Here is a 25,937-nt window from a genome sequence, read left to right on the forward strand (position 1 = left end):
ATTTGTTGGGCGACCTAACCACATTTGCAAGGCAAATGTATGGTAGGTCCCCTGTGAGGATTGCAGTGCTTCAGCACGTGGCAATCTACGGCACACAAATTGGGGCGAGAACCATTATACGACAAAGTCCAAGCCAGCTAAAGCCGGGGACTTTAAGCATAAGGTCTCCCCGACAATTTGTTTCACAAATTGGGGGCGAGAACCATTAAGGAGTGATTGTGATGATTAACAGACCAAGAAGGCTTAGAGAAAATCCATTGATCAGAGGCATGGTTCGTGAGACCAGGGCATCAAAGGACAGTTTGATTTATCCGATATTCTTTGAAGAAGGGAAGGATATCAAGGCGCCGATTTCTGCCATGGACGGGCAATTTCGTTATAGCCCGGACAGAGCAAAAGAAATCATCGACCAGTGCCTTGCCCACGGAGTCAGCAAAGTATTGCTCTTCGGCATTCCCAAGGAAAAGGATGAAATGGGCAGCCAGGCATATGCCGAAAATGGCATTGTGCAGCAGGCTGTGCGCGCTATTAAAGAAGAATATAAAGAGCAGATTTACGTGATTACCGACGTGTGCATGTGCGAATACACATCCCACGGTCATTGCGGCATTCTCTGCGGACATGACGTTGATAACGACCAAACTTTAGAGTATCTGTCGGCTACAGCTGTGTCTCATGCGGCGGCCGGTGCTGACATGGTGGCTCCATCGGATATGATGGACGGTCGCATTGCGGCGCTGAGAGCGGGACTGGACGAGAATGGCTTTAAGAATACGCCGATTATGAGCTACGCCATTAAATACGCCTCAAAGTTCTATGGGCCGTTCAGAGAAGCGGCAGGTTCCGCGCCGTCTTTCGGAGACAGAAAAACCTATCAGATGGACCCTCACAATGTGCGCGAAGCTATGAAGGAAGCAGCTCTGGATGAAGCAGAAGGGGCCGACATCTTGATGGTAAAGCCGGCGCTATCCTATCTGGATATCATAAAGGAGCTCTCCTACAATACCAACCTCCCGATTGCAACTTACAGCGTCAGCGGAGAATATGCTATGATTAAGAATGCCGGGAAAGCCGGACTTGTAGATGAGTATGGCATCATGTGTGAAACTGCCACTTCTATGTACAGAGCAGGCAGCGATATCATCATGACTTATTATGCCATGGAAATTGCAGATGCCATTCAGAGAGGAGATATCGGATAATGAGCAAAACTTCACAGCAGCTATTTGAAAGAGCACAGAAGGTCATGCCTGGCGGGGTTAACAGCCCGGTCAGAGCATTCAAGTCGGTCGGACTGACGCCAAAGTTTATCGATAAAGCCAAAGGCAACAAAATCTACGACATTGAAGGCAATGAATACTTGGACTATGTTGGTTCCTGGGGCCCGATGATTTTGGGACACGCAGACCCAAAGGTAGTGCAAGCGGTGCAGTGCAGAGTGGAAAAAGGACTTAGCTTCGGCGCGTGTACGGAGTTGGAAGTGGAGTTGGCAGAGCTGATTACCTCCAATATCCAGCATATTGATATGATCAGAATGGTCAACAGCGGTACGGAAGCAGTTATGAGCGCCTTACGGCTTGCCAGAGGATATACCAAGAAAAACAAGATCATCAAGTTTGAAGGCTGTTATCACGGTCACAGTGACGCGATGCTGGTAAAGGCAGGTTCTGGTGCTATGACTTTTGGCGATCCTGACAGTGCCGGCGTAACAAAGGGCGCTGCAGAGGACACTCTGCTGGCCAGGTATAACGATCTGAACAGCGTAGAAGCTCTGATGAAAGAGAACAAAGAGGACGTAGCCTGCGTGATCGTGGAAGCAACGGCAGCCAACATGGGCGTAGTTCCAGCGGCCGCTGGTTTCCTAGCCGGACTTCGCAGTCTGTGCGATCAGTACGGCGCACTTTTGATCTTTGACGAGGTAATCACAGGTTTTAGACTGGCTTTCGGCGGCGCCGCAGCATACTTTGGTGTGAAGCCTGACCTGGTGACGTATGGTAAAATTATCGGCGGCGGTATGCCGGTAGGAGCGTATGGCGGCCGCAGAGAAATTATGGAGAATGTATCCCCGATGGGAAGTGTTTATCAAGCGGGAACGTTATCTGGAAATCCAATCGCGATGACAGCGGGAATTGAAACGCTGAAGCAGCTGCTCAGCGAGCCAGAGATTTATGATCGGATTAACGAGATGGGAGCCTACCTGGCAGACGGCTTGCGCCGGATCAGCGGTTTTACTGTCAACAACATCGGCTCTTTAGTCTGTATGTTCTATACCAAAGAGCCAGTTGTCGATTATGACAGCGCCTGTAAGTCTGACACAGTTGGGTTCAGCCACGTGTTCAGAGAACTTCTGGCAGAGGGCATTTACGTGGCGCCGTCCCAGTACGAAGCCATGTTCCTGAATACGGCATTTACAAAGGAAGAACTGAATTTTACAATCGAAACCTACAGAAAGATTTTGACACGATAAAAAGAGTTATAGTAGTAGTTCCTAATTCTTAACTAGTCCGAACTCGGACTAGTTAAGAGTCGGCATAGATATATATGAGCAAAGGAGTCAATATGAGAGGCGTACTAATTTTAGCACATGGCAGCAGAGTAGAGGCGACAAAGAAAACAATCAACGAAGTAGTAGACATGGTAAGAAGCAAAATATCCGACATGCCTATCCAGATTGCATACATGGAGTTTTGTGAAGAGAACATCGAACATGGCATCAAGACCTTGGTTGATAAAGGGGTTACGGAAATTAAAGCAGTGCCTTACTTTCTCTTTGAGGGCATCCATATCAAAGAAGATATCCCCAATGAAATCGGCGAGATTTTAAAAGATTACCCCAATGTAAAGCTGGAAATGGGCCACACTTTGGGCGTGGACGAGAGGCTGGCGGATATTTTAGTTGATAGAATAAAAGGATAATTGACGATGAAAGTAATTGTAGTGGGTGCAGGCCCAGGGGCGCTGGCAGATTTTACAGGAAGAGCGACAGACGCCGTGAAAGAAGCAGATATCGTTCTGACTTCGGACAGGCTGGCGCAGCCTTTAAAACAACTGAATGGGAATGTGCGGATTTTGGGCGTCATGGATACGGCAGCGTTTATCAATGATAAGGCGGGCGAAGATATGAAGATCTGTGTCTGCGCATCTGGTGACACAGGCTTTTACAGCATAGCATCTACACTGGCTAAAAAAATCGATCCGGCCATCGACCTGGAATTCATCAGCGGCATCGGCAGTTTAGCCTATTTTGCAGCGAAAGTCAAAATGGGGTATGAGGACATGAAGCTTGTCAGTCTTCATGGAAAGGACAAGTCCATCGTTCCTTATGTCTGCTACAATGAGCGGGTTTTCACCCTCACCGGCGGCAGCATCAAGGCCCATGATATTATAAAGAGCTTACGAGAGGCAGGACTTAGCAATGTCACCCTCTATATCGGTGAAAAGTTGTCAATGGAAGAAGAAAGAATCGTCAAAGGGTCACCGGCAGAACTGGCTGATGCAGTATTTGACGATCTCACAGTGATGATTATCGAGAACAAAGATTATGTAAACCGATATGTAACCCTAAAAGATGGAGATTTTGTACGGGGAAAAAGCCCGATGACAAAAGAAGCGGTGCGCAATCTATCAGTATCTGCCTTGGAGATAGAGCCTGCTGACATAGTCTACGACATCGGGGCAGGGACTGGTTCCGTTACCTGCGCCATGGCGCTTAAGGCCTGCGAGTCCATGGTCTACGCTTTGGAAAAAGAAGACTATGCCGTAAATTTAGTCAAAGAGAACATGGAAAAGACTGGCGCACGGAATATCATCATCAGACAGGCGGCGGCGCCAGATGGAATTGCAGCCTTCCCTGCTGCGGATAAAGTGTTTATCGGCGGCAGCACTGGGAATCTGAAGGGCATTATAGAGACTATTTTGGCGCAAAATGATAAAGCCGTATTCGTCATTACAGCAGTCACCTTGGAAACCATCTCACAATCAGTAGATGTATTAAAAACGCTGGGTATGGAGATGGACATTACTTGTGCAAACATTTCCCAGGCGCAGAAGTTAGGACGGTACAATCTGATGAAAGCAGAGAATCCAGTCTATATTATAAAAGGAGCAAAGACCTTTGAAAAGTAAAATCAACAGAGTTCTGCTGGCCGGCACTGGAAGCGGATGCGGCAAGACTACAGTAGTCTGCGGACTTTTAAAAGCCTTGGCGGATCGCGGACAGAAAGCGGCCAGCTTTAAATGTGGTCCAGACTACATCGATCCTATGTTTCACAGCGAAATTATCGGTACAAAATCGAGAAATCTGGATTTGTATCTCTGCTCGGCCGATACGGTAAAATATCTGCTGTCAAAAGACGCAGCCGGTTTTGACGTAGCGATTATCGAAGGCGTCATGGGAATGTACGACGGTTTGGGATTTGAAACTGACGATTTTTCAGCCAACCATATTTCTCGGGAAACCCAGACGCCGGAACTTTTGATCGTTAATGTAAAAGGCAAGAGCCTCTCCCTTTTAGCCGAAATTTCAGGTTATCTCAATTTTGCTGAAAATCAAGTGCAGGGAGTGATTCTGAACAATTGCGCAAAGGGAATGTATCCAGTATATCGAAAAATGATTGAGGAAAAATTGAACCTGAAGGTTTATGGATTTCTTCCTCAACTGAAAGAAGCGGAAATCGGCAGCAGACATCTGGGACTTGTAACGGCCCAGGAGATAGAAGACTTAAAAACGAAAATCGAAATAATGGGAAAGGCGGCAGCAGAGTCACTGGATCTGGACGGCATTCTCGCCTTGGCAGAATCCACGCCAGAGCTTACATATGAAGAGCTTCAAGTAACTCCGGTCTGCAAAAAGCCAGTGAAGATCGGTGTCGCCAAAGACAAAGCCTTTTGTTTTTATTATGAAGATAATTTTGAATTACTTACAGCTTTGGGTGGTGAGCTGGTGTTTTTTTCACCTATGGAAGACGATGCACTGCCAGAAGGCATCTGCGGATTGATTTTAGGAGGAGGCTATCCCGAAGAGCATCTGAAGCGTTTGACGGCAAATCAGTCTATGATGTCCTCAATCAAAGAAGCGGCAGGAAAAGGGATGCCCATTTATGCGGAGTGCGGTGGGTTCATGTACCTGGGCCGCACCATCACGAAGGATGGCGAAACTTTTGAGACCGTAGGTGTTATCGACGGCAATTCCCAAATGACAGAGGGGCTGGTTCGATTTGGCTACAAGACCCTCACTGCCAACCGTGATAATTTGATGTGTAAAGCAGGAGAGCAGATTAGGTGTCATGAGTTCCATTACAGTGACACAGATCATCATGGGGATGGTTTTACAGCGGCAAAGAGCAGCGGCAAGTGCTGGCAGGCCGTCGTGGCGAGCGATACCATCTTTGCAGGTTATCCTCATCTCCATCTGTGGAGCAATCGCCGCTTTGCGGAGAATTTTGTCAGGAAATGCGGTGAGTTTGGAGGACGGTTATGGAGATAGTCATCATCGTCGCCGTGGCCTTTCTATTGGATCTGATCTTTGGCGATCCATATTGGCTGCCGCATCCTATTCGTCTGATCGGACTTCTAATCAGCGGGTGTGAAACGATACTTGGCAGAATTTTTCCGGAAAGTAAAAGAGGAGCATTGATTGCGGGAATCTTTCTGAACCTGATCGTCGTTGCGACATCCTTTGCAGTGCCTTTTTTTCTGCTGAAAGGTCTGGCGCTGATTAATCCTTGGCTGCGGTACGTGGTCGAAACCTTGTTCTGTTATCAGATTTTTGCGGGTAAATCTCTGAAACAAGAGAGTATGCGAGTGTATAAATACATCAAAGCAGGCGATTTACAGAACTCCAGAAAATATCTGTCCTGGATTGTGGGCCGGGATACCGAAAGCCTCGACTTTAAGCAGATTACGAAAGCTGTAGTGGAGACCGTGGCAGAAAATGCCTCTGACGGTGTGATCGCACCGATGATTTTTATGCTTCTCGGCGGAGCGCCTTTCGGTTTTTTATATAAAGGCGTCAATACCCTGGACTCTATGGTGGGATATAAAAACGAAAAATACCTTTATTTTGGCAAATTCTCCGCCATTATTGATGATATCTTGAACTTTATTCCTGCAAGGATTACAGGGATGGCCATGGTGCTCGGTGCGTTTTTAGTCGGACTGGATGGCAAAAACGCCTGGAGGATTTTTTTGCGCGATCGACATAATCACGCCAGTCCCAACAGTGCAAATCCGGAATCTGCCTGTGCGGGCGCTCTAAACATCCAGCTGGCAGGGGACGCCTTTTATTTTGGAAAGCTATATAAGAAAAAGACGATCGGCGATGATAATAGAGCGGTTTCGGCGGAAGATATCGTGAAAGCAACGAATCTCATGTACGTTGCGTCCCTCTTGAGCCTCATCGTTTTTGAAGGAATCAGACTAATTTTGGTGGTATATTTATGATAAAAGAGACACACGGCGGAAATATTTATAAGTTCGATCACAAGGTATATGACTTTTCAGCTAACTTGAATCCGCTGGGCATGCCGGAAACAGTAAAGCAGGCAGTCATCGGCAATATTGACAAATATGAAAGTTATCCCGACCCTTTTAATCGGGAGTTAGTTAGAGAAATCAGTAAATTTCATCAAGTACAGGAAGAACTGATCTGCTGCGGAAACGGCGCAGCAGACATCATTTTCAGAAGCACGCTGGCCCTGAAACCTGCTAAAGCGCTTATTGTCTCTCCGACTTTTTCTGAATATGAGCAGGCTTTGGCAGCAGCAGACTGCAGAAAAATAGACCATTATCTGTTAAAGGAAGAAAAAGGCTTCCAAATTCAGGATGATATCTTTGACCTTTTGGACAACTCCTATGATATGATGTTCCTCTGCAACCCGAACAATCCTACGGGTATTCCGGTGGAGAAAGAGTTCGTACTGCGGCTAGCGGGGCTGTGTGCTGAGAAGGGCATTTATCTGATGATTGACGAATGCTTCTGTGAATTCCTCGATGAAGAAGAAAATTATTCTATTATGGCATCTGTAGATCAACTAGAAAAAGTCATCATTCTGAAGGCCTTTACGAAGATTTACGCTATGGCCGGTCTTCGTCTGGGTTACTGCATCTGCAGTGATGAAGAGACCGCCGACTTGATTAACGGTTGTCTGCAGCCCTGGTCCGTTTCAACACCGGCGTCAAAAGCCGGCATAGCAGCCATGCAGCTTTCCGGTTTTGTGGAAGAAACCAAGGCTTATGTCAAGGAGAACCGGGATTATCTTCTGCGTGGCCTTGCGGAACTGGGGTATCAAACCTATGGACCGAAAGCAAACTACGTGTTCTTCAAAAGCGAAGCAGATTTAATTGAACCTTTGTCGGCTTTTGATATTATGATTAGAAGCTGCGCTAACTATATGACGCTGAATGAACATTATTACCGCATTGCGGTGAGGACCAGAGAAGAAAACACCTATTTTTTAGAGAGCCTCGCCCAAGTAACTAAGAGAAATGAGGAACAAACCAATGGCTAAAACAATTATGGTACAGGGAACCTGCTCAAATGCTGGAAAAAGTCTTCTGGCAGCCGGCATCTGCAGAATATTAAAGCAAGACGGTTATAAGGTTGCTCCGTTTAAATCGCAGAACATGGCGCTGAATTCTTTTATTACAAAAGATGGAATGGAAATGGGGCGAGCGCAGGTTATGCAGGCAGAGGCCTGCCAGATTGACCCTGACTGCAGAATGAATCCGATTTTGCTGAAGCCGACCAGCGATGAAGGCTCTCAAGTTATCATCAATGGTGAAGTATACGGCAACTTTTCTGCTAAGGATTTTTATGAAAAAAAGGACGAATTCAGAGGCGCCGTAAAGGAGGCTTTTGACAGCCTGGCGGCTGAATATGACGTTATCGTGTTGGAAGGTGCGGGCAGTCCGGCGGAAATCAATTTGAAAGATAATGACCTTGTCAACATGGGCATGGCCGAAATGGCTGACGCGCCGGTGCTTTTGGTAGGAGATATCGACAGAGGCGGTGTCTTTGCCTCTTTGGCAGGGACCATGCTGCTCTTTGACGAAAAGGAAAAAGCCAGAGTCAAAGGTGTGGTCATCAATAAATTCAGAGGCGACGTAACAATTCTTGAGCCAGGTCTGCGCATGCTGGAGGATATTATTCAGGTGCCCGTAGTCGGAGTGGTTCCTTATATGCATCTGGATGTAGACGATGAGGACAGCCTCACTGACAGATTTGTGAACCGCAAAGGGGACGCTTTGGTCGATATTGCTGTGATCAGAACACCGAGAATCTCCAATTTTACGGACTTTAATCCTTTCGAATACATAGAAGGGGTGAATGTGAGATATGTTGGTTCTGTAGGCGAATTAGGGGAGCCTGACATGATTATGCTGCCAGGGACAAAGAATACCATGTCTGATTTGCTGTGGCTCAGACAGTCAGGACTGGAAGCCTCCATTCTCAAGTTCTACGCTAAAGGGAAACCGATCTTTGGAATCTGCGGTGGATACCAGATGCTGGGACAGTCTCTCTCTGACCCAAACGGTGTGGAACACGGCGGCGATATGGCCGGCATCGGGTTATTGCCCCACAGTACAATCTTTGAAGATCAAAAGGTACGGACAGCTGCCAGCGGCATTTTGTCCGGTGTTGACGGTATCTTTGCGGGTCTTTCAGGCAAAGCGTACCAGGGCTATGAGATTCACATGGGTGTGTCCGGTGCTGAGGGCAATATCATCAACGAAGGAAACGTCTACGGTACTTATATTCACGGTGTCTTTGACAAGGAAGAAATCGCCAGGACCATAGTGGAAGGGCTGCTGGCAGCCAAAGGCCTGGACTTTTCGGATGTAAAAGCTTTTGATATTGAGGCGCACAAACAGACGCAGTATGATATACTGGCAGAGGGGCTTCGAAAATCCCTGGACATGGAATTGCTATACAAGATTGTTAATGGTACGACTTAATTCACCAATCGAACAGCACTGCGTTTGTTCTCTTGGGAATGAGCCGTCAAGTGCCACGCGCTGAAGCGCTGCACTTTTCGCAGGGGACCTGCTAGCGATTCTGTTTCGCTGAATCGGGCTAGGTCTCCCAAAGCATAAGGAGTTCCCAGCAATTTACTGTGCAAATTGGGGCAACTCCATTATACGACTAGCGCCAAGCCAGCTAAAGCTGTGGCGCAAAAGCATAAGGAGTTCCCAGCAATTGCTACGCAAATTGGGGCAACTCCATTAGGAGGTAGAGGAATGAAAAAAAACGATTTAGGATTAGTTCATATCTATTGTGGCGAAGGAAAGGGCAAAACGACTTGCTCTGTAGGCTTGACAGTGAGAGCCTGCGGTTACGGTCTGCATGTTCTCTTCATGCAGTTTCTAAAATCAGGAGACAGCAGCGAACTGAATGTGCTGCGAAACTTGCCGGGCATTGAAGTACTAGGTACGAAACCGATCAAAAAGTTCTCTTTCCAGATGACAGAAGAGGAAAAACAGGAAACGAGAACGGTCAACGCACAGCAGTTTGCAGATATGGTGAGAATGTTAGAGACAGATCACTACGATATGTTGGTGTTGGACGAGTGTCTGGGAGCGATCGAGGCAGGACTTTTGGACGACCAAGTGGTCGCATCGTTCTTAAAAAACAGACCTGAGCAGCTGGAAGTCGTACTGACCGGCAGATATCCTACCGACCAGCTGGTGGAACTGGCAGACTATGTTTCCAGAATTGACAAAGTAAAACACCCATTCGACAAGGGAATCCCAGCAAGGGCAGGTATAGAAGGATAATGAAAATAGAAAACGTAAAACCAGACCAGATAGAGACAAAAAGTTTTGAAATCATCAGTGAAATCTTAGGTGACAAGGTGTTGGACCCAAGATATGAAGCAGTCATCAAGAGGTGCATTCACACTTCTGCTGACTTCGAGTATGCAGACAGCATGTACTTTAGTGACGGCGTCATTGAAAAGCTGCAGGATGCCATAAAAAACGGCGCATACATTGTGACAGACACGACCATGGCCCGCGCCGGCATCAACAAAAAACGGATTGAAAAATACGGCGGAGAAGTCCTCTGCTTCATCGGCGATCCGGACGTGGCTGCTGAAGCAAAGGAACGAGGCGTGACCAGATCTCTTGTCAGTATGGAAAAGGCCAGCCGCCTGGATAGACCAGTTATTTTTGCTATCGGTAATGCGCCGACAGCCTTGATGTCCATCTGTGACTTGGTAAAGGCGGGGAAGCTTTCTCCTGTAGCCGTAGTTGGCGTACCGGTGGGATTTGTCAACGTGGTGGAATCTAAAGAAATGATGATTGATTCAGGCGTACCCTGCATTGTAGCGAGAGGCAGAAAAGGCGGCAGTAATATAGCTGCGGCAATTATTAATGCAATTCAATACAAAATTGTAGAATAGATGAATATATTCAGTACTTCCTTCATACTATTTTTATAGAGTTATGTGAGAAAGAGGATGAAGGTATGACTGATGGAAATATTTATAAGAGTATAGCTGAGAGAACAGGCGGAGAGATATATGCAGGAATTGTAGGCCCAGTGAGGACAGGTAAATCTACATTTATCAAGAGATTTATGGAACTGTTTGTTGTGCCGGGCATCGAGAACACATATGTCAAGACCAGAGTAGTCGATCAGCTGCCGCAGAGTGGTGATGGCAGGACCATTACTACGACAGAACCTAAATTTGTTCCTGAAGAAGCTGTAAAAGTAAAAATTAACAATGCATCCATGTCTATGAGACTGGTGGATTGTGTCGGCTATCTTGTTCCAGGCGTGCTCGGACATCAGGAGGATGGAAAGAGCAGGATGGTAAAGACTCCTTGGGATGAGGAAGAGATGCCTTTTGAAGTCGCAGCTGAACGGGGAACGGAAAAAGTAATTACAGACCATTCAACTGTTGGTATCATGGTCACCTGTGATGGAAGTTTTGGCGAAATCCCGAGAGAGAATTACATAAAAGCAGAAGAGAAAACAGCTAACCAGCTCAAGCAGCTTGGTAAACCTTTTGTAATCATATTAAACAGCAGCGAACCTTCGTCATATAAAACAAAGGAATTGGCGAAAAAACTGCAGACGAAATATGCGGCGCCGGTCATTCCAGCCAACTGCGCTACCATGGAAAAGGACATTCCAGAGAAGATCTTCGACGAACTGCTGGGGCAGTTCCCAGTCAGCGAAGTGTTTATCGATCTTCCAGAATACATGGATGCGCTGTCACCAGACCACTGGATCAAAGCTGGCATTGTAGGTACCGTTCTTTCCTGGATGGATACCGTTGACACTATGGGCAGTGTAGAACCGTCGATTCAAGCCATCATGGCCAACGAGAATGTAAAGAAGGCCAGCGTGGTCAGTTGTGAAATGGCCACAGGCAGAGTCATCATTGAGATTCAGCTGAAAGATGGTCTTTATTATCAGATTATTGAGGAACTGCTCAATCATCCAGTAGCCAGCGATCGTGAACTATTCTTGCTGTTAAAAGAATATTCCAAAGCGAAGCAGGCTTATGACGATATGGAAGAAGCGCTCAGCAGTGTGAGCCGCACCGGATACGGCATCGTCCACCCGAAGCTGCAGCAGATGAATCTTGGGCAGCCAGAGGTCTTTAAACAGGGCAATAAATTCGGTGTCAGACTGGTGGCATCTGCGCCTTGTCTGCATATCATTAGAACGGATATCAGTACTGAGATTTCTCCGATTGTGGGCACTGAACAACAGTCTGCAGATTTGGCAAGTTTCCTGATGGAGAAATTCTCGGGTTCCGAGGAAGAAAACGAGATTTGGGATACGAATCTTTTCGGTAAATCTCTGCAGGATCTGGTTGTTGAACAGATGGACGGCAAACTGACATCTATGCCAGAGACACTGCAGGTCAAAGTGCAGAGGTCGCTGCAGAAGATCAGCAACGAAGGAAAAGACTATTTTATCTGTATCATATTGTAATCGAAAAGACCTGAAACTGTCGTAGTGGAAACGATTGTTTCAGGTCTTTTGGTTTTTATTATTTGGATTTTTCCAGATAGGCCAAAGCCTCTGTCTCTTCTATCTGATACTTTTCTATCAACTTTTTTAGAATCTGGTCATCTGACAGATGGAATTCTCTGTAGGCGGCTATCAGATTGGTGATACCAAGCTCGATGCCTTCGCTGCGGCCTTTGTTGTAGTATTCTTCGGCTGCTTCCTTCGCTCTGATTTCAGCAAATTCTTCGCTTGTGATTTCCTTGAACAACATACTCCCCACCTCCGGACTGTTTTTCTCGAGAAAGTCTTTTAGGATACCTTCACTGATACAGCGCTGGATAGCCATATTGACTGCCTCTTTTGCGTCTTTTCCTTGGCTGCGGTAGTCCTTAATGCATTCCAGTAAAAGGCTGTAACCCCGTAGTTTTTCGCTCCGCTCCAAAACTTTCTGGCTCTGTTCGTCATCATTATTATAATGCATCTTAATGATTTTTACCACAAGTTCTACCGAATTTTCCGGTGGTTTATGCAAAAAACTATCAGATAATCTTAATGTCGTTGTTTTCCACTTCTGACTGCCTGTATAGACGACAAAAAATTCAGGAGTGGGGATTTTGACCCTTTTACTGCCATATAGTGCGACTGCGTCTACTAGCTTTTCATAGGTTCTTGCTATGTATTCCAATTGGCGAAGGGGCATGTTATGATTGATAGCAGCTTGATGTTCCGTCAAAATGATAAATTGTTTGTCGATGATAAATCCGAGATCGTTTTTCAGGTTTGTGTAGACCGCATCTTCTAAAGTGGTGAATTCCACCTCTGTATCAGGGCCATAGTTTGTATCCTCTAGTGCGTTGAACAATTCAATTGCATTTTCTTTTTCAGAAAAAAGCATACGGAAAACAGTGTCCTGATGATTTCGTTTTGGTTCAGCTGCTTGATTCATAAATCTACCTCCTGTAATTATTTACCAATATTATATCGCATGAAATTGGTAAAATCAAGAAATAATCCAAATTATGTAAGTTAATGCGGGCATAATATTTACTGAAGAACGATAAAATTTATGGATTCTCTTGCAGATTTGTGATAAAATATTCCCATTAATGGTAATTCTAAAATCAAAATGGGGTATATTGAATGACATATTTTATCAGCTTTTTCACAGAACACGATTGGACTGCGTTTATTTATAGTATCAACTTAATCATCGCACTGGCTATTATATTCTTAGAAAGAAAAAATCCAGCAGCTTCACTTGCTTGGATTTTAGTTCTTTTTGTTCTGCCCATCGCGGGTATATTTTTCTACATGATACTGGCGCAAAATATTTCCAGACAAAAGATATATAAATTGACAGACAGTGAAAAAAGCGTCATCACAGAGGAATTAAAATACCAAATTGAAAGCATCGATAACGGAAAATTTGAATTTGTAAATGATACTGCAGAAAAGTGGAAGCACATGATAAAACTAAATCAGGTGTATGGTGCATCTTATCTGACGCAGAATAACGATATAGAGATTTTTGATGATGGCAAGAAGATGTTTCACAAGCTGATGAGAGATATCAATCATGCCACCAAATCTATCAACGTCATGTATTATATCGTCAAAGACGACATGGTGGGTAAAAAGTTTCTCGAGGCTTTGACACAGAAGGCCCGGGAGGGCGTAGAAGTAAAGCTGATGATGGATGCTATGGGGTCAAGATTTATCACTAACAGAAAACTGCGCGATTTTCTGGCAGCTGGCGGCAAAGTTGCATATTTTTTTAAGCCCAAATTGAAATATATTAATCTGAAGTTAAATTACAGAAATCACAGAAAAATTGTCGTCATAGACGGTAAAGAAGGTTATATCGGCGGATTTAACATTGCCAACGAATATCTGGGATTTAAGCGGAGATTCGGATATTGGCGTGACACCCATATCAAGATACGCGGCAGTGCGGTACAGGATCTCAACGCTACTTTTGTTATGGATTGGCGTTTTGCTTCAAAAGAAAACATTGAACTGGCAGAAATATATTTTAATCCCATGGAGGATAAAGGCGCATCCCCCATACAGATTGTTTCCAGCGGACCTAATTCAGTGAGGGAAGAAATCAAACGCTCCATGATGAGAATGATTACTTATGCAGAAAAGACGGTATACCTTCAAACCCCATATTTCATTCCAGATCCCAGTATGCTGGAATCGCTGAAAATGGCTGCACAGTCAGGAGTAGACGTGAGGATTATGATTCCCTGCATGCCAGATCATATCTTTGTCTATTGGGCGACCTATGCCTATTGCGGAGAACTGATCAGATCAGGGGCGAGGGTGTACATCTATGACAGCGGTTTTCTTCACGCGAAGACCATGGTTGTAGATGGGGAGGTGGCAACTGTCGGATCAGCAAACTTTGACAGGCGCAGCTTCCGCCTTAACTTTGAATCGAATGCCTTTGTCTACGATGAAGGGTTTGCAAAGAAAATGGACGATCAGTTCATGAAAGATATTGAACACGGCCATGAACTGACTTTAGAAGACTACAATAATCGATCTGTTATAATTAAGTTTAAAGAAGCGATTTCAAGATTGCTTTCAGATATACTATAATTTACGACTAAATCCGTCCAATCGGGCAACGCAAAAATGCTTGCCCGATTGGGGATTTAAAGCATTAAGCCTTCCATCAGTTTCTTTTCAAGAAACTGTGGCAAGGACCATTAGGAGGGAAAAGAATGAAATTTTATATTGCACTTTGGTTTGCAAAGATAATCAACGTCATCATCAATATTGTGGACAAGAGCAGAGGCTCGAACTTCTCTGGAGAAAAAGCCATGAAAATTGATCCGCAGATGGTAGCTCATTTTAAGGGAATTGACTACGCAAAGGTTCTCTTTATCACAGGAACCAACGGAAAATCTACTACGACGAACCTAGTTCACCACATATTTAAGAGTAACGGTAAAAAGATCATTGCAAACCTGGAAGGCGCAAATTTGATCTACGGCGTCGCTACAGCTCTTTCAAAAGCTTCTACGCTGACAGGAAAGATAAAGGCAGACTACATCATCTTTGAGACGGACGAAAGATATCTGCCGTTGATTTACAAACAGCTGCCGGCAGAGAACATTATGATTACCAACCTGCAGAAGGACCAGGTGCAGCGTAACGGCGATCCGGATTTTATCTACAGGAAGCTCTTTCCTACAATCGGCGGCAATGTGCGTCTGTTTCTGAATAACGAAGAGCCGCGCACCAAGTCTTTTGACGAGAATAGCGACAAAATCATCACCTATGGCGTAGAACGGCACGAAGAGTCTTTTACCAAGGACGGTACTTATCCGACCATGGCCTGTCCGAAGTGCAGACATAAAATTGTCTTTGACTATTATAACAACGACGGAGTTGGCAAATTCCACTGTGTCAATTGCGGACACAGAAGTGACGACACAGCAGACTATACGGTTACCGATGTAAATTTTGCTGATCGTTCGTTTAAATTTGAGGACGTAAGCTTCAATATGCCATATGACACGCCGTATATGTGCTATAACTATGCCGGCGCTTTAGCCGTTGCCAAAGAACTGGGCGACATCAGTCCCGCAGAAGCGGCAAAGGCTTTCGGAGAATTCAAAAACGTGGGCGGCCGTTTTGAAATCTTGAAATATAAAGGCAAGACAATCAAATATATGAGAATCAAGCAGGAAAATCCAGAGACCTTACAGACCTGTATCAACGTCATGGCGGCAGATCCGGAAAAAAAGATGGTATGTTTGGGATTGTGTCCGCTGATTGACATGATTCCACACTACGCCAACTCCTTTTACGCATTTGACTGCCAATTAGATAAACTAGTACAGTCCAATGTGGAAAAGTATTTCTGCTTCTCTGACAGAGTCTGCTATGACACTGCAAATAGATTGATTTACGAAGGGGTGGACAAGTCCATGATTTCCATCGCTGATACAGAAGAGGTGGACACCATTTTCAAAGAAATTGAAAGCGTTGAAACAGATAATATCTATCTGATTACGTGGATTCATACGTTCTACTATATGAAAAAGTATATCGAAAAGGAGGGAAGATAAATGAATACGATGAAAATAGCATGGCTCTTCCCGGACACATTGTATCTTCACGGCGAAAGAGGCAATATATTAGCTCTGGCTCGTTTTGCAGAGCTGGCAGGTTTTCAGGCACAGATCGAAAAAGTTGACTTTGAGACAGAGAATTTTGACGCGATGGATTATGACGTCATTTTTTGTCCGCCGGGAGAAATCGCATCCTATCCTACCATATTAGATTGGCTGAAACCTTATAAAGAACTGTTTCAGAATTTTGTAGAAGCTGGAAGGCCGATGGTTGTAACAGGAACCTCTATTGCACTATGGGGCAGCAAAGTAGTACGAACAGATGGCAGTGAATTCGAAGGAATGGGACTCTTAGAAGTAGAAGCCAGAGAGAATGAAGCCGTCTATGGAGACGATATATATTTTTCCTGCAGCTACCACGGCGCAGAGATGGAAATTATCGGAAACCAGATTCAAATGGCTGATTTTATCAATCAAGGTGAGGAACCTTTTGGAAAGTTGATTTACGGTTATGGCAATACTGGCAAAAATCGGGAAGAAGGATTTCAAAAAAAGAATGCTATCTTCACCAACACTCTGGCGCCAATGCTGGTAGTCAGTCCGAAACTGACCATGGAAATCATCAAAGCGGCAGCAGAAAGCAAAGGTCTGCCAATTGAAAATATCCAGTTTGATATGGAGTTAGAAGAAAAATCCTTTGCGACGAAAAAAGAATTTATCTTTGGTAAAGAGAGCAGACTGACCAACTGTAAAGAGAAGGAATAGAAAAAGACGGCGTAAATAAGCGCCGTCTTTTATTCTCTTGAACATCATGATTTTCTGGTTGTTTTGCTACAGTCGTTATCGTAATTGCCGCAGCCATTGTGAGAACCGAGAGAAACCTCAAGCCCAATTCCGCCTCGAATTGGGGAGATGACCATACCGATCACAATTCCGGCCATAAGTCCGCCTGCAACCATAAGCCCTTTTTCGATAGGCGTATGCTGTCTGTTAAAAAATTCCTTAATCTTGCACGGCTTGCATGCTGGAGCCGTATTTGTATCTTCACACATCTAACGTTCCTCCTTAGTTTTTTTATCGTTTTATCATAGTTTAGAGTGGGATGTAAAGTTCCGTACCGATCATTAAATTATATGGATCGATATTTGGGTTCGCATTCATGACATCGTCTAATTTTACGCCATGTTTCTTTGCGATTAAGTACAAGGTGTCGCCAGCTTCTACGACATGAACCTTCATTGAAGGCATTGGTTTTTCTTCTGGTTTTGTAAGCTGAGATTCGTCTCCAGGGATGCATAGTCTTGTTCCAATCTCCAGATTATACGGATTGGTAATGCAGTTCACCTTCATTAAGAGACTTACAGGCAGATCGTATTTATCTGCAATGGTATAAAGTGTATCACCTGCTGTAACAGTGTAAACGTCGATACACACAAGAGAATTATTCATAAAAAACCACCTTTCATTTTTGACCATAAAGGCCATCTTTGTAATATAATATTTCAAATTGTTCAATTCTGTGATAAAATATGATGAAATATATTGGGAAAGGAAAGAATTAATTTTGAAACGTTTTGTTAAATCGCCAGTATTTGTCATTCTAATCATGCTGGTCATACTGAATATTGTAGAGGGCAGGTTTGAAAATCCAATGGATTGGCTCATGAGCGAACTGCTCATGCTTCCAGGCATCATTATCGGCCTCTCTTTCCATGAATTTGCTCATGGCATAGCATCTTATGCTTTAGGAGATCCTACGCCGAAACTGCAGGGGAGATTGACCATCAACCCGGCGGCGCATATTGATCCCTTTGGATTCATCGCATTGCTTTTGGCAGGATTTGGCTGGGGCGTACCGGTACAGATTGACCCTAGATATTATAAGCACAGAAGAAGAGACGAGTTTCTGGTATCTATTGCCGGTGTAGTGATGAACTTCTTCATTGCCGTCATCTTTACCTTCATCTTGCGGATTATAATATCTGTCAATCCAGCCTGGGCCTTTGGAGAAATTGGAAGTATTGTGGTGAATATCTTTCAGTATGTCATTCTAATCAACCTGGTTTTGATGATCTTCAACCTGCTTCCAGTGCCTCCATTGGATGGATTCGGCATTGTAACCCAGATTTTTAATCTGGAGAAGTATTCATGGTATTACAAAGTATATGACAAAGGATTTTTAATATTATTAGTCCTGATATTTTTAAATGTCACAGATTATATACTGACTCCAGGAGTTGACTTCGTTTATGGCTGGCTGGTAAATACGATTATTTTTTAGAAAGCATGAGGCCCGCAGATAAAATCTGCGGGCTGTTCGCTTTTTTGACGCAGTTCCGCGTCAAATATTTTTAAAATTCCCATACTCCAAAACCATTGACTTCCCCATACAGCGGTTGTAAGATTATTCCAATAATCATAACAGAGGGACATATTGAAAGGAGAAGAAAAATTATTAGCACTCTATGTAGGTGAGTGCTAAAAAACGCTTTACTTTTTGTTTTAATAGGTATAGAATAAGACTAGAGATTAAAAATAAAGCTAAACTAATAAATGTTACATGATTTGGGGGTGAACATTATGAACATAGAGAGATTTACGCAAAATGCACAGACAGCGATTATGGATTGTCAAAATATCGCTATTTCCGAAGGGCATCAGATGCTGGATGGAGAGCACTTGCATCTGGCTTTGCTGATGCAGAAAGACGGATTGATTCCAAAGCTTCTGAAATACATGGAGGTGGATCCGACGTCACTGATTGCAGACCTGGAAGAGCAGATGGAAAAGCTTCCGAAGGTCTCAGGCGCAGCAGATAATATCTATTCTTCCAGAAGACTGAATCAGATTTTGATGGATGCGGAGAAAAATGCTGACAAATTCAAAGACGAATATGTCAGTGTAGAGCACATCTACCTGGCCCTTTTAGGAGAAAGAGGCACGCCGTCTGCTAAGATTTTCTCTAAGTACAATATTACAAAAGACAAATTCTTAGAAGCATTGTCCAAGGTCAGAGGCAATCAGAGAGTTACCAGTCAGAATCCAGAAGAGAATTATGACGCCTTGAACAAATATGGCCGCGACTTGGTGGAAATGGCTAGAGAGGGCAAGCTGGATCCCGTTATCGGAAGAGACAGCGAAATCAGACATGCCATTCAGATTTTGTCCAGAAGAACCAAAAATAATCCCGTTCTTATCGGTGAACCGGGAGTCGGCAAAACCGCGGTCGTAGAGGGGCTGGCACAGAGAATTCTTAACGGAGACGTACCGGAAGGACTAAAGGATAAAACCATCTTTGCTCTGGACATGGGCGCTTTAATTGCAGGCGCTAAATTTCGTGGAGAATTTGAAGAGAGATTAAAGGCCGTTTTAAACGAAGTCGAGAAATCGGAAGGAAGAATCATTTTATTTATCGACGAGATTCATAACATCGTCGGCGCTGGCAGAACGGAAGGCTCCATGGATGCAGGAAACCTGCTGAAGCCAAAACTGGCCAGAGGAGAACTGCACTGCATCGGTGCGACGACCTTAGACGAATACAGAAAGTATATCGAGAAGGACGCTGCGCTAGAGAGGCGTTTTCAAAAGGTCATGGTCGACCAGCCGTCGGTTGAGGATACCATCTCTATTCTGAGAGGTTTGAAGGAACGTTTTGAAATACACCACGGCGTCAGAATCACAGATAACGCTCTGATTGCCTGTGCGACCTTGTCAGATCGGTATATCTCTGACAGATTCCTGCCTGATAAGGCGATTGACTTGATGGACGAGGCGGCTTCAAAGATCAGAACGGAAATTGACAGTATGCCGACAGAGCTGGATGAAATCTCCAGAAAAATCATGCAGCTGGAAATTGAGAAGCAAGCCCTTGGCAAGGAAACCGACAGAGGCTCAAAGGCAAGGCTGGAAACCCTGGAGAAAGAATTGGCCCAACTGAAAGAAGAAAACGCCTCTATGCGGGCACAGTGGGAAAATGAGAAAAAAGCGATCACCGAACTGAAAGGCACGAAAGAACAGATTGAAGAAGTAAAGCATCAGATGGAAGAGGCTGAGAGAAACTACGACCTTGAAAAATTAGCACAGCTGAAATATGGCGTGCTGCCCGAATTAGAGAAAAAGCTGGAAGAAGAAAAACGCAGCAATGAAAACTCAGAAGAGAATCGTCTATTAAAAGAAGAAGTCGGTGAAGAAGAAATTGCCGATGTAGTCTCCGGCTGGACAGGGATTCCTGTTGCAAAGCTGGTAGAATCTGAAAAGGAAAAACTGCTGAAATTGCCAGATATTCTGCACACAAGGGTAGTCGGCCAGGAAGAAGGTGTTTTGTCGGTCTCTGAGGCTATTTTAAGGGCTAGAGCGGGTCTGAAGGAAGAGAACCGGCCCATTGGCTCTTTCATTTTCCTCGGTCCAACAGGGGTAGGTAAGACAGAGCTGGCCAAAGCCTTGTCAGAAGCCCTCTTTGATACTGAGAAAAACATGATTAGAATTGACATGTCAGAATATATGGAGAAGCATTCTGTATCCAGACTAGTAGGCGCGCCTCCAGGATATGTAGGTTATGACGAAGGCGGTCAGCTGACAGAAGCCGTAAGAAGGCGTCCATACAGCGTTATTCTCTTCGACGAAATTGAAAAAGCTCATCCTGACGTATTTAACATCTTGCTTCAGCTGTTGGACGATGGGCGTTTGACCGATAATCAAGGAAGAACCGTAGACTTTAAAAATACGATTATCATCATGACGTCCAATATCGGCAGCAGTGAGTTAATTGACAATATCAAGGCTGACGGCTCTATCGATGCGGCGACAAAGGAAAATGTGGAAAACCAGCTTAAGAATTACTTCAGACCGGAGTTCCTCAACAGAATTGACGACATCGTCGTATTCAGCCCGCTGACGGAGCAGCAGATCGTCAAAATCATCGAGCTGTCACTGGTCGGTTTGGAACACCGCCTGGCTGAGCGTGATGTCAAACTGGAACTGACAGATAAGGGTAAAAAATTCATCGCAAGAGAATCTTATGATCCGAATTACGGTGCAAGACCGGTGAAGAGATACCTGCAGAAGAACGTGGAAACACAGCTGGCGTCAAAACTGATTAAAGGTGAGATTGTTGACGGCGACACTGTGGTCATCGATTCCAACGGAGAAGCGCTTTTGTTTACAACAAAATAGAACAAAAAATTGAGGATTGTCTCCCTTTGAGACAATCCTTTTTTTAAAACTATCGTAAATTAACACAGTCGAGATTTTGGATTTTACATCAAGATTACTTAAACTTCCGGCTTCCCGAATTATCCATATGAATGCTCATGGCGAGAGCGCCTCCTTCGACGTCTTTGGCCATGAAAGCATCAAATATCGCTTTATGCTCCTTCAGCACATTGGTTAGGTAGTCTGGTGCATAATAATTAGATGGATTACAGTGTTTCAAATAAACTTGATAAGAAGACAAAAGCTGTTTCAGCATTCTGTTATGTGTTGCATTGTAGATGATTTGATGAAAAGCAGTATTGATGTTGAGCATTTTGTTGATATCGTTTTTCATCGTGTAGAATTCCATGAATTCAAAGGTCTCTTCCAGTTCGTTGATTTCTTCTTCAGTAATTCTTTCAATGGCCCAACGCACCGCTTGTATTTCGTAGGCTTTTCTAAGCACATACATATCTTCAATGTCCTGTTCTGAAAGTCCTAATACAAAGGCGCCTCTATTGGGAATATTTTCAATCAGTCCGTCCATTTCTAACTGGCGCAGGGCTTCGCGAACAGGAGTCCTGCTCACTTTATACTCGTCGCAGATCTTTTGTTCCGTGAGTTTTTCGCCTGCTTTTAATTTTCCTGTGAGAATATCCTCTTGCAGTTCTGAGTAAAGATTGGTAGACAACGGTTGGTTACTAGTCTTACCGTCCTCTAAATATTGAATGATTGACATTTTGTTCCTCCTTAATAACTGTATACAATTATATGTCTGGCATACAATTTTGTCAAGACTGTCAGCGGAAGATGAAATTCCATCTACTGACACAAGGATTACTGGTTGTCAAAATTTGTTTTTTCTTGTATAATCTTTTGTATGAAAAAAGAAGTGATAAATAAGATATTGGATATCTTGGAAGAAACCTATCCTGAAGCGGAGTGTGCGCTTCATCATCAAAATGTATTTCAGCTGATTGTTTCAGTGGCATTGTCGGCACAGACGACGGACAAGAGTGTTAACCAGGTTACGCCTGATTTGTTTGCCGCATATCCGGACGCCTTTGCCCTCGGCGATGCAGATCCAGAAGAAGTCAGCAAATACATAAAGCGAATCGGCATGTACAAAACCAAATCAAAAAATATCGTCAATATGGCCAAGGTTTTGGCAGAAAAATATGACGGGCAGGTTCCTGACGACTACGATAAGTTGGTAGAACTGCCGGGTGTCGGCAGAAAAACCGCTAATGTAGTGCTGTCGGTAGGCTTTGGACATCAACGCATCGCCGTTGACACCCATGTCTTCCGGGTTGCCAATCGAATCGGGCTCGTCAATGCAAAAGACGTGCTTAAAACAGAGCTTGCTTTGATGGAAGTTTTGCCGGAGGATCGCTGGTCCAGGACACATCATTCGCTGATTTTTCACGGCAGAAATTGCTGTGCGGCTAGAAAGCCGGACTGTGAGAACTGCAGTATCGCAGAATACTGCGAAAAGCATCTGTAAAGATGAAATGGGTATTGGGGAAATAAGTTAAAATCTTTGTTCAATTTTTAAGGAGAACATATGAAGAAAAGACTTTTCATTTCCCTGATGGTAGTCGTATTGACGGTTATTGCCTTGCCGTTCAATACGGAGGAAGTACAGGCAAATAGTGAAAGTGCGAATTTTACGGGGAGCGCTTGCACAAGCGACGACAATGCGGCGGCAACGATTGATTATGTCAAAAGCGAATATAAGCATATGAGTCGTTACAACGGCCCCGGGCAGTGTTGGGGTTATGCAGAAAAAGTGAGAGAGATGCTGGCAAGTTCCAGCAGCACAAAATACTACACTGGTCTGAAAAACACCGCATCTAATTTTAAGAAGAAGTGTCTGGGCATCAAAGCCGGCTCTCATATTCGGTTTTCCCATGGAAGCAGTTTTAACGGCTGGTCGGGGCATTCTGTCGCATTATTGAAGGTCTCCAAAGATCAGGTGATCTGGGCGGACAACAATTACTACAGGAGCAATATCGTCTCCTATTATAAAGGGTCGATGAATGACTTCATGAAATGCTATGGGCAGTACGGCTATATCAATATGGTATCTGAGACGACAAAGTTTAAAACTTATACGACGCCCAAGTTATCCGTCGCAGCCAATCATTCTGCCGGTAAGATCAAACTCACCTGGTTGGCATCCACTGGGGCAGAGCGATATGAAGTATATCGAAGTTATTCCAAAAAAGGTGATTATACAAAGATTGCAGAATCAGCGTCCACAAACTATGTCGATGATTCTGTAAAACGCGGCGTCAAAGTCTATTATAAAGTGAAAGCTGTTAAGAACAACCAAAGTAAATATGGAAACGTGGAAAGCATCAGCTTAAAAGACAAGTAAAATCATAATATAAGGACTTGTCTAAAAATGAAAAACTGCGTACAGGACGATATTGAAAGGTTTCTGTACAGCTAAAAAGGGAACTGGCCCCATTAACGGAAGAAATCGTTAATGGGGCCAGTTCCTTTTGCTATACAATCTAAAAACAATCCCTCGATAAGAAGGTATTGACGATTGGACTACAAAATGTTATTATAACTATGGACTACAACTTGTAGTTAAAGGAGGATGAAAGAGAAAATGATAGGACAGGTATCTGATTCCGAGTTGGAATTGATGAAAATCATCTGGGCTGAGGATGGCAAGGCTCTATATGCCCAAATCATGGACGCACTGGCGGAAACGGGTAATCATTGGCAGAAAAACACGGTTATTACGTTACTCTCCCGATTGGTAGAAAAGGGGCTGTTGAAAACAAACAAAATAGGCCGGCGCAACGAATACACTGCTATCGTTACCGAAGCAGACTATCAGGCGACACAGGCGAAAGCCTTACTTGATAAACTGTATGAAGGTGATGCAAAGGGGCTTGTATCTACACTGATACAGAGAGAAATGCTTACCGCCACGGATTACGAGGAGTTGAAAAAGTTTTGGGAAGGCGGAAACGGCAATAGATGAATGAGATACTGAAAATTTTTTTGTCTCTGTCCCTATCCGGATCGCTGCTGATTCTTGTTCTTCTTCTTTGCAGGCCCCTATTTAAGAACAAGGTCAGTAAGAGTTGGCAGTATTATATCTGGCTGGTAGTCATTATTCGTCTGCTGCTTCCTTTTGCGCCAGAAACAAGTCCTATTGGCTCCTTATTTCAAACAATAGACAACACGACGATTCAGATAGACACCGCTGACAGTCCCGAACAAGATATCGTGTCATCGGTGCAATCAGGAAACACTATGGCAACAGAAAACGATGCTGTCTCACAGCAAGAAGAACTATCCACAGACATCACGTCATTAACAAAAAAAATTTTTGCAGGTTTGATGAGAAATCTCTGGCTCGCCTGGCTGGTAGTGGCTCTAATCTTGATGATAAGGAAAATTACAATCTACCAAGATTTTATAAAATATATCAAAGCCGGACATATGGAGATTTCCAACACAGCACTTTTAGATCGGCTGGCGATAATCGGCAAGCAATCTGGAGTTAAAAAACCCGTGGAGTTATACACAAATAGCCTGATTTCCTCGCCAATATTAATTGGTTTTTTCCGACCATGTATCGTGCTGCCCACTGCCGACTTATTGGATGCGGACTTCCAATATACGATACTTCACGAGCTGACACACTACAAGCGCCGAGATATGTTTTATAAGTGGCTGATTCAATTTACAATCTGCCTGCATTGGTTTAACCCTCTTGTTTATGTTATGGGGCGGGAAGTGGGGCGGATGTGTGAGCTTGCCTGCGATGAAGCGGTCATAAAAACATTGGACGCAAAGGGCCGTCAAGACTATGGAAACACACTGATAAACGCCATTGGAATCGCAGGGAATTACAAAGATACTCTTGCATCTGTGACGTTAAACGAAAGCAAAAATTTACTGAAAGAAAGGTTAGAAGCAATTATGGTTTATCGTAAAAAGACAAAATTGATTATGATTATTACCCTTGTATTGACAATGTCCTTAATATATGGAGCAACAGCGATGGGTGCTTATGCAATATCATCAGGTCCAACTTCTGACAAAGAAGCGAAGCAAATTGATAGCAAATCAAAATCTACCGAGGACGAATACTTAAAATGGAAAATTAAAAAGAAAAAAGACGCTTATTATTATCGAAATCAACGCATTCGAATTTTTATGGACATGAGGGCAGATCGTTCTTTTGAGAATTTTAACTATGACGAATTGGGGAAGATAGATCTTCGGTTAGTACGAGCACAGGACAATACCATAGAAAAGGTCGGATACCTTCCAAAAGCAGAGGTCAAGAAAATCCTGAAGGATTTGGATATCAAACAAAAAGAGGATGGTAAGATAAAAAGGCTGTCAAAAAAGGCGGTTTCCAAAGAAGTCCTAAATGTTATAAATTCCTGTGAGACTGGAACGTGGTATGCTATTGTAGATAACAGATATCAGTATATCTATTACAGAAATATGCCACATAATTATGCATGGACGCCAAAGCTTAACAAGAAAAGCGCAGCAATTGACATATTTGATTTAGGTAAATCATCAGGCACTTACGTACTTCTAAAGGTTCCTAAAAATTTAAAACTGACCATTCACTACAACTCTAAAAAAGTCAAATACACAAAAGTTCATATCTGATAAGGTTCTATTTTGGGTCTGCCGCATTAACGTTTTTTCCG

The 25,937-nt window shown here is 43.9% G+C and carries 24 protein-coding genes; 20 read left to right on the forward strand and 4 right to left on the reverse strand.

Going from position 1 to position 25,937, the window contains the following annotated elements:
* Positions 1–221: 221 nt before the first annotated feature.
* From hemB to spoIVA, 11 genes are all read left to right on the forward strand, one after another.
* Positions 222–1,202 (forward strand): porphobilinogen synthase, encoded by a 981-nt coding sequence (hemB, locus tag BN6539_RS18135; protein ID WP_067541603.1) that lies wholly within the window; start codon positions 222–224, stop codon positions 1,200–1,202.
* A complete protein-coding gene (gene hemL, locus BN6539_RS18140) occupies positions 1,202–2,467 on the forward strand; it encodes a glutamate-1-semialdehyde 2,1-aminomutase (protein ID WP_067541605.1) in 1,266 nt (421 codons plus the stop codon). Before hemB ends, hemL begins: the two co-directional genes overlap by 1 nt.
* Positions 2,468–2,559: 92 nt before the next feature.
* Positions 2,560–2,916 (forward strand): sirohydrochlorin chelatase, encoded by a 357-nt coding sequence (locus BN6539_RS18145; protein ID WP_067541607.1) that lies wholly within the window; start codon positions 2,560–2,562, stop codon positions 2,914–2,916.
* 6 nt (positions 2,917–2,922) lie between these two features.
* On the forward strand, positions 2,923–4,125 hold the full coding sequence (locus BN6539_RS18150) for a bifunctional cobalt-precorrin-7 (C(5))-methyltransferase/cobalt-precorrin-6B (C(15))-methyltransferase (protein ID WP_067541609.1): 1,203 nt from the start codon (positions 2,923–2,925) through the stop codon (positions 4,123–4,125).
* On the forward strand, positions 4,115–5,485 hold the full coding sequence (locus tag BN6539_RS18155; RefSeq protein ID WP_067541611.1) for a cobyrinate a,c-diamide synthase: 1,371 nt from the start codon (positions 4,115–4,117) through the stop codon (positions 5,483–5,485). Before BN6539_RS18150 ends, BN6539_RS18155 begins: the two co-directional genes overlap by 11 nt.
* Positions 5,476–6,441, forward strand: a complete 966-nt coding sequence (cbiB, locus tag BN6539_RS18160) for an adenosylcobinamide-phosphate synthase CbiB (RefSeq protein WP_067541613.1) — start codon at positions 5,476–5,478, stop codon at positions 6,439–6,441. Before BN6539_RS18155 ends, cbiB begins: the two co-directional genes overlap by 10 nt.
* A complete protein-coding gene (locus BN6539_RS18165; protein WP_067541615.1) occupies positions 6,438–7,508 on the forward strand; it encodes a pyridoxal phosphate-dependent aminotransferase in 1,071 nt (356 codons plus the stop codon). The genes cbiB and BN6539_RS18165 overlap by 4 nt, the downstream gene beginning before the upstream one ends.
* Complete coding sequence (locus BN6539_RS18170; protein WP_067541617.1) at positions 7,501–8,955, forward strand: cobyric acid synthase; 1,455 nt, start codon at positions 7,501–7,503, stop codon at positions 8,953–8,955. The genes BN6539_RS18165 and BN6539_RS18170 overlap by 8 nt, the downstream gene beginning before the upstream one ends.
* 282 nt (positions 8,956–9,237) lie before the next feature.
* Entirely contained in the window at positions 9,238–9,774 is a 537-nt protein-coding gene (locus BN6539_RS18175; protein ID WP_067541619.1) for a cob(I)yrinic acid a,c-diamide adenosyltransferase, read from the forward strand.
* Positions 9,774–10,400, forward strand: coding sequence for a precorrin-8X methylmutase (locus BN6539_RS18180; RefSeq protein WP_067541621.1), 627 nt, complete (start codon positions 9,774–9,776; stop codon positions 10,398–10,400). The genes BN6539_RS18175 and BN6539_RS18180 overlap by 1 nt, the downstream gene beginning before the upstream one ends.
* A gap of 65 nt (positions 10,401–10,465) precedes the next feature.
* Complete coding sequence (gene spoIVA / locus BN6539_RS18185) at positions 10,466–11,947, forward strand: stage IV sporulation protein A (protein WP_067541623.1); 1,482 nt, start codon at positions 10,466–10,468, stop codon at positions 11,945–11,947.
* 58 nt (positions 11,948–12,005) lie between these two features.
* On the opposite strand, the gene BN6539_RS18190 is transcribed toward spoIVA, so the two are convergent.
* Entirely contained in the window at positions 12,006–12,911 is a 906-nt protein-coding gene (locus tag BN6539_RS18190) for an Rpn family recombination-promoting nuclease/putative transposase (protein WP_067541625.1), read from the reverse strand.
* Between the two features lie 194 nt (positions 12,912–13,105).
* Between BN6539_RS18190 and cls the strand changes: the two genes are divergently transcribed.
* The 3 genes from cls (at position 13,106) to BN6539_RS18205 (ending at position 16,815) form a co-directional block, all read left to right on the forward strand.
* Positions 13,106–14,569, forward strand: coding sequence for a cardiolipin synthase (gene cls, locus BN6539_RS18195; protein ID WP_067541627.1), 1,464 nt, complete (start codon positions 13,106–13,108; stop codon positions 14,567–14,569).
* Between the two features lie 125 nt (positions 14,570–14,694).
* A complete protein-coding gene (locus BN6539_RS18200; RefSeq protein ID WP_067541629.1) occupies positions 14,695–16,047 on the forward strand; it encodes a MurT ligase domain-containing protein in 1,353 nt (450 codons plus the stop codon).
* The gene (locus tag BN6539_RS18205) at positions 16,048–16,815 is read left to right on the forward strand and encodes a type 1 glutamine amidotransferase (protein WP_067541631.1); all 768 of its coding nucleotides are present in this window, start codon (positions 16,048–16,050) and stop codon (positions 16,813–16,815) included.
* 44 nt (positions 16,816–16,859) lie between these two features.
* On the opposite strand, the gene BN6539_RS18210 is transcribed toward BN6539_RS18205, so the two are convergent.
* Together BN6539_RS18210 and BN6539_RS22650 are read right to left on the reverse strand one after the other, a co-directional pair.
* The gene (locus BN6539_RS18210; protein WP_067541633.1) at positions 16,860–17,102 is read right to left on the reverse strand and encodes a hypothetical protein; all 243 of its coding nucleotides are present in this window, start codon (positions 17,100–17,102) and stop codon (positions 16,860–16,862) included.
* 40 nt (positions 17,103–17,142) lie between these two features.
* Positions 17,143–17,499 (reverse strand): lytic transglycosylase, encoded by a 357-nt coding sequence (locus BN6539_RS22650; protein ID WP_067543522.1) that lies wholly within the window; start codon positions 17,497–17,499, stop codon positions 17,143–17,145.
* Between the two features lie 115 nt (positions 17,500–17,614).
* On the opposite strand from BN6539_RS22650, the gene BN6539_RS18220 reads away from it, so the two are divergent.
* The gene (locus BN6539_RS18220) at positions 17,615–18,331 is read left to right on the forward strand and encodes a site-2 protease family protein (protein WP_187375538.1); all 717 of its coding nucleotides are present in this window, start codon (positions 17,615–17,617) and stop codon (positions 18,329–18,331) included.
* A 299-nt stretch (positions 18,332–18,630) separates the two neighbouring features.
* Entirely contained in the window at positions 18,631–21,222 is a 2,592-nt protein-coding gene (gene clpB, locus BN6539_RS18225; RefSeq protein ID WP_067541635.1) for an ATP-dependent chaperone ClpB, read from the forward strand.
* 94 nt (positions 21,223–21,316) lie between these two features.
* Here the strand turns inward: clpB and BN6539_RS18230 are convergent, their stop codons facing one another.
* The gene (locus tag BN6539_RS18230) at positions 21,317–21,979 is read right to left on the reverse strand and encodes a GntR family transcriptional regulator (RefSeq protein ID WP_067541637.1); all 663 of its coding nucleotides are present in this window, start codon (positions 21,977–21,979) and stop codon (positions 21,317–21,319) included.
* 141 nt (positions 21,980–22,120) lie between these two features.
* On the opposite strand from BN6539_RS18230, the gene nth reads away from it, so the two are divergent.
* The 4 genes from nth (at position 22,121) to BN6539_RS18250 (ending at position 25,896) form a co-directional block, all read left to right on the forward strand.
* A complete protein-coding gene (nth, locus tag BN6539_RS18235) occupies positions 22,121–22,744 on the forward strand; it encodes an endonuclease III (protein ID WP_067543528.1) in 624 nt (207 codons plus the stop codon).
* Between the two features lie 60 nt (positions 22,745–22,804).
* Positions 22,805–23,620: a hypothetical protein gene (locus BN6539_RS18240; protein WP_067541639.1), complete on the forward strand. Its 816-nt coding sequence runs from the start codon at positions 22,805–22,807 to the stop codon at positions 23,618–23,620.
* Positions 23,621–23,848: 228 nt separating this feature from the next.
* Complete coding sequence (locus BN6539_RS18245) at positions 23,849–24,241, forward strand: BlaI/MecI/CopY family transcriptional regulator (RefSeq protein ID WP_330385105.1); 393 nt, start codon at positions 23,849–23,851, stop codon at positions 24,239–24,241.
* Entirely contained in the window at positions 24,238–25,896 is a 1,659-nt protein-coding gene (locus BN6539_RS18250; RefSeq protein ID WP_067541641.1) for a M56 family metallopeptidase, read from the forward strand. Before BN6539_RS18245 ends, BN6539_RS18250 begins: the two co-directional genes overlap by 4 nt.
* Positions 25,897–25,937 lie beyond the last annotated feature (41 nt).

It is taken from the genome of Emergencia timonensis (genome assembly GCF_900086585.1).
In the GTDB taxonomy this organism is placed as follows: Bacteria; Bacillota; Clostridia; order Peptostreptococcales; family Anaerovoracaceae; genus Senimuribacter; species Senimuribacter timonensis.

What these genes read in the sequence shown, in the direction of transcription:
- hemB (WP_067541603.1), top strand. Translation starts at nt 222, where the DNA reads ATGATTAACAGACCAAGAAGGCTTAGAGAAAATCCATTGATCAGAGGC.
- hemL (WP_067541605.1), top strand. Translation starts at nt 1,202, where the DNA reads ATGAGCAAAACTTCACAGCAGCTATTTGAAAGAGCACAGAAGGTCATG.
- BN6539_RS18145 (WP_067541607.1), top strand. Translation starts at nt 2,560, where the DNA reads ATGAGAGGCGTACTAATTTTAGCACATGGCAGCAGAGTAGAGGCGACA.
- BN6539_RS18150 (WP_067541609.1), top strand. Translation starts at nt 2,923, where the DNA reads ATGAAAGTAATTGTAGTGGGTGCAGGCCCAGGGGCGCTGGCAGATTTT.
- cbiB (WP_067541613.1), top strand. Translation starts at nt 5,476, where the DNA reads ATGGAGATAGTCATCATCGTCGCCGTGGCCTTTCTATTGGATCTGATC.
- BN6539_RS18165 (WP_067541615.1), top strand. Translation starts at nt 6,438, where the DNA reads ATGATAAAAGAGACACACGGCGGAAATATTTATAAGTTCGATCACAAG.
- BN6539_RS18170 (WP_067541617.1), top strand. Translation starts at nt 7,501, where the DNA reads ATGGCTAAAACAATTATGGTACAGGGAACCTGCTCAAATGCTGGAAAA.
- BN6539_RS18175 (WP_067541619.1), top strand. Translation starts at nt 9,238, where the DNA reads ATGAAAAAAAACGATTTAGGATTAGTTCATATCTATTGTGGCGAAGGA.
- BN6539_RS18180 (WP_067541621.1), top strand. Translation starts at nt 9,774, where the DNA reads ATGAAAATAGAAAACGTAAAACCAGACCAGATAGAGACAAAAAGTTTT.
- spoIVA (WP_067541623.1), top strand. Translation starts at nt 10,466, where the DNA reads ATGACTGATGGAAATATTTATAAGAGTATAGCTGAGAGAACAGGCGGA.
- BN6539_RS18190 (WP_067541625.1), bottom strand. Translation starts at nt 12,911, where the DNA reads ATGAATCAAGCAGCTGAACCAAAACGAAATCATCAGGACACTGTTTTC.
- cls (WP_067541627.1), top strand. Translation starts at nt 13,106, where the DNA reads ATGACATATTTTATCAGCTTTTTCACAGAACACGATTGGACTGCGTTT.
- BN6539_RS18200 (WP_067541629.1), top strand. Translation starts at nt 14,695, where the DNA reads ATGAAATTTTATATTGCACTTTGGTTTGCAAAGATAATCAACGTCATC.
- BN6539_RS18205 (WP_067541631.1), top strand. Translation starts at nt 16,048, where the DNA reads ATGAATACGATGAAAATAGCATGGCTCTTCCCGGACACATTGTATCTT.
- BN6539_RS18210 (WP_067541633.1), bottom strand. Translation starts at nt 17,102, where the DNA reads ATGTGTGAAGATACAAATACGGCTCCAGCATGCAAGCCGTGCAAGATT.
- BN6539_RS22650 (WP_067543522.1), bottom strand. Translation starts at nt 17,499, where the DNA reads ATGAATAATTCTCTTGTGTGTATCGACGTTTACACTGTTACAGCAGGT.
- clpB (WP_067541635.1), top strand. Translation starts at nt 18,631, where the DNA reads ATGAACATAGAGAGATTTACGCAAAATGCACAGACAGCGATTATGGAT.
- BN6539_RS18230 (WP_067541637.1), bottom strand. Translation starts at nt 21,979, where the DNA reads ATGTCAATCATTCAATATTTAGAGGACGGTAAGACTAGTAACCAACCG.
- nth (WP_067543528.1), top strand. Translation starts at nt 22,121, where the DNA reads ATGAAAAAAGAAGTGATAAATAAGATATTGGATATCTTGGAAGAAACC.
- BN6539_RS18240 (WP_067541639.1), top strand. Translation starts at nt 22,805, where the DNA reads ATGAAGAAAAGACTTTTCATTTCCCTGATGGTAGTCGTATTGACGGTT.
- BN6539_RS18245 (WP_330385105.1), top strand. Translation starts at nt 23,849, where the DNA reads ATGAAAGAGAAAATGATAGGACAGGTATCTGATTCCGAGTTGGAATTG.
- BN6539_RS18250 (WP_067541641.1), top strand. Translation starts at nt 24,238, where the DNA reads ATGAATGAGATACTGAAAATTTTTTTGTCTCTGTCCCTATCCGGATCG.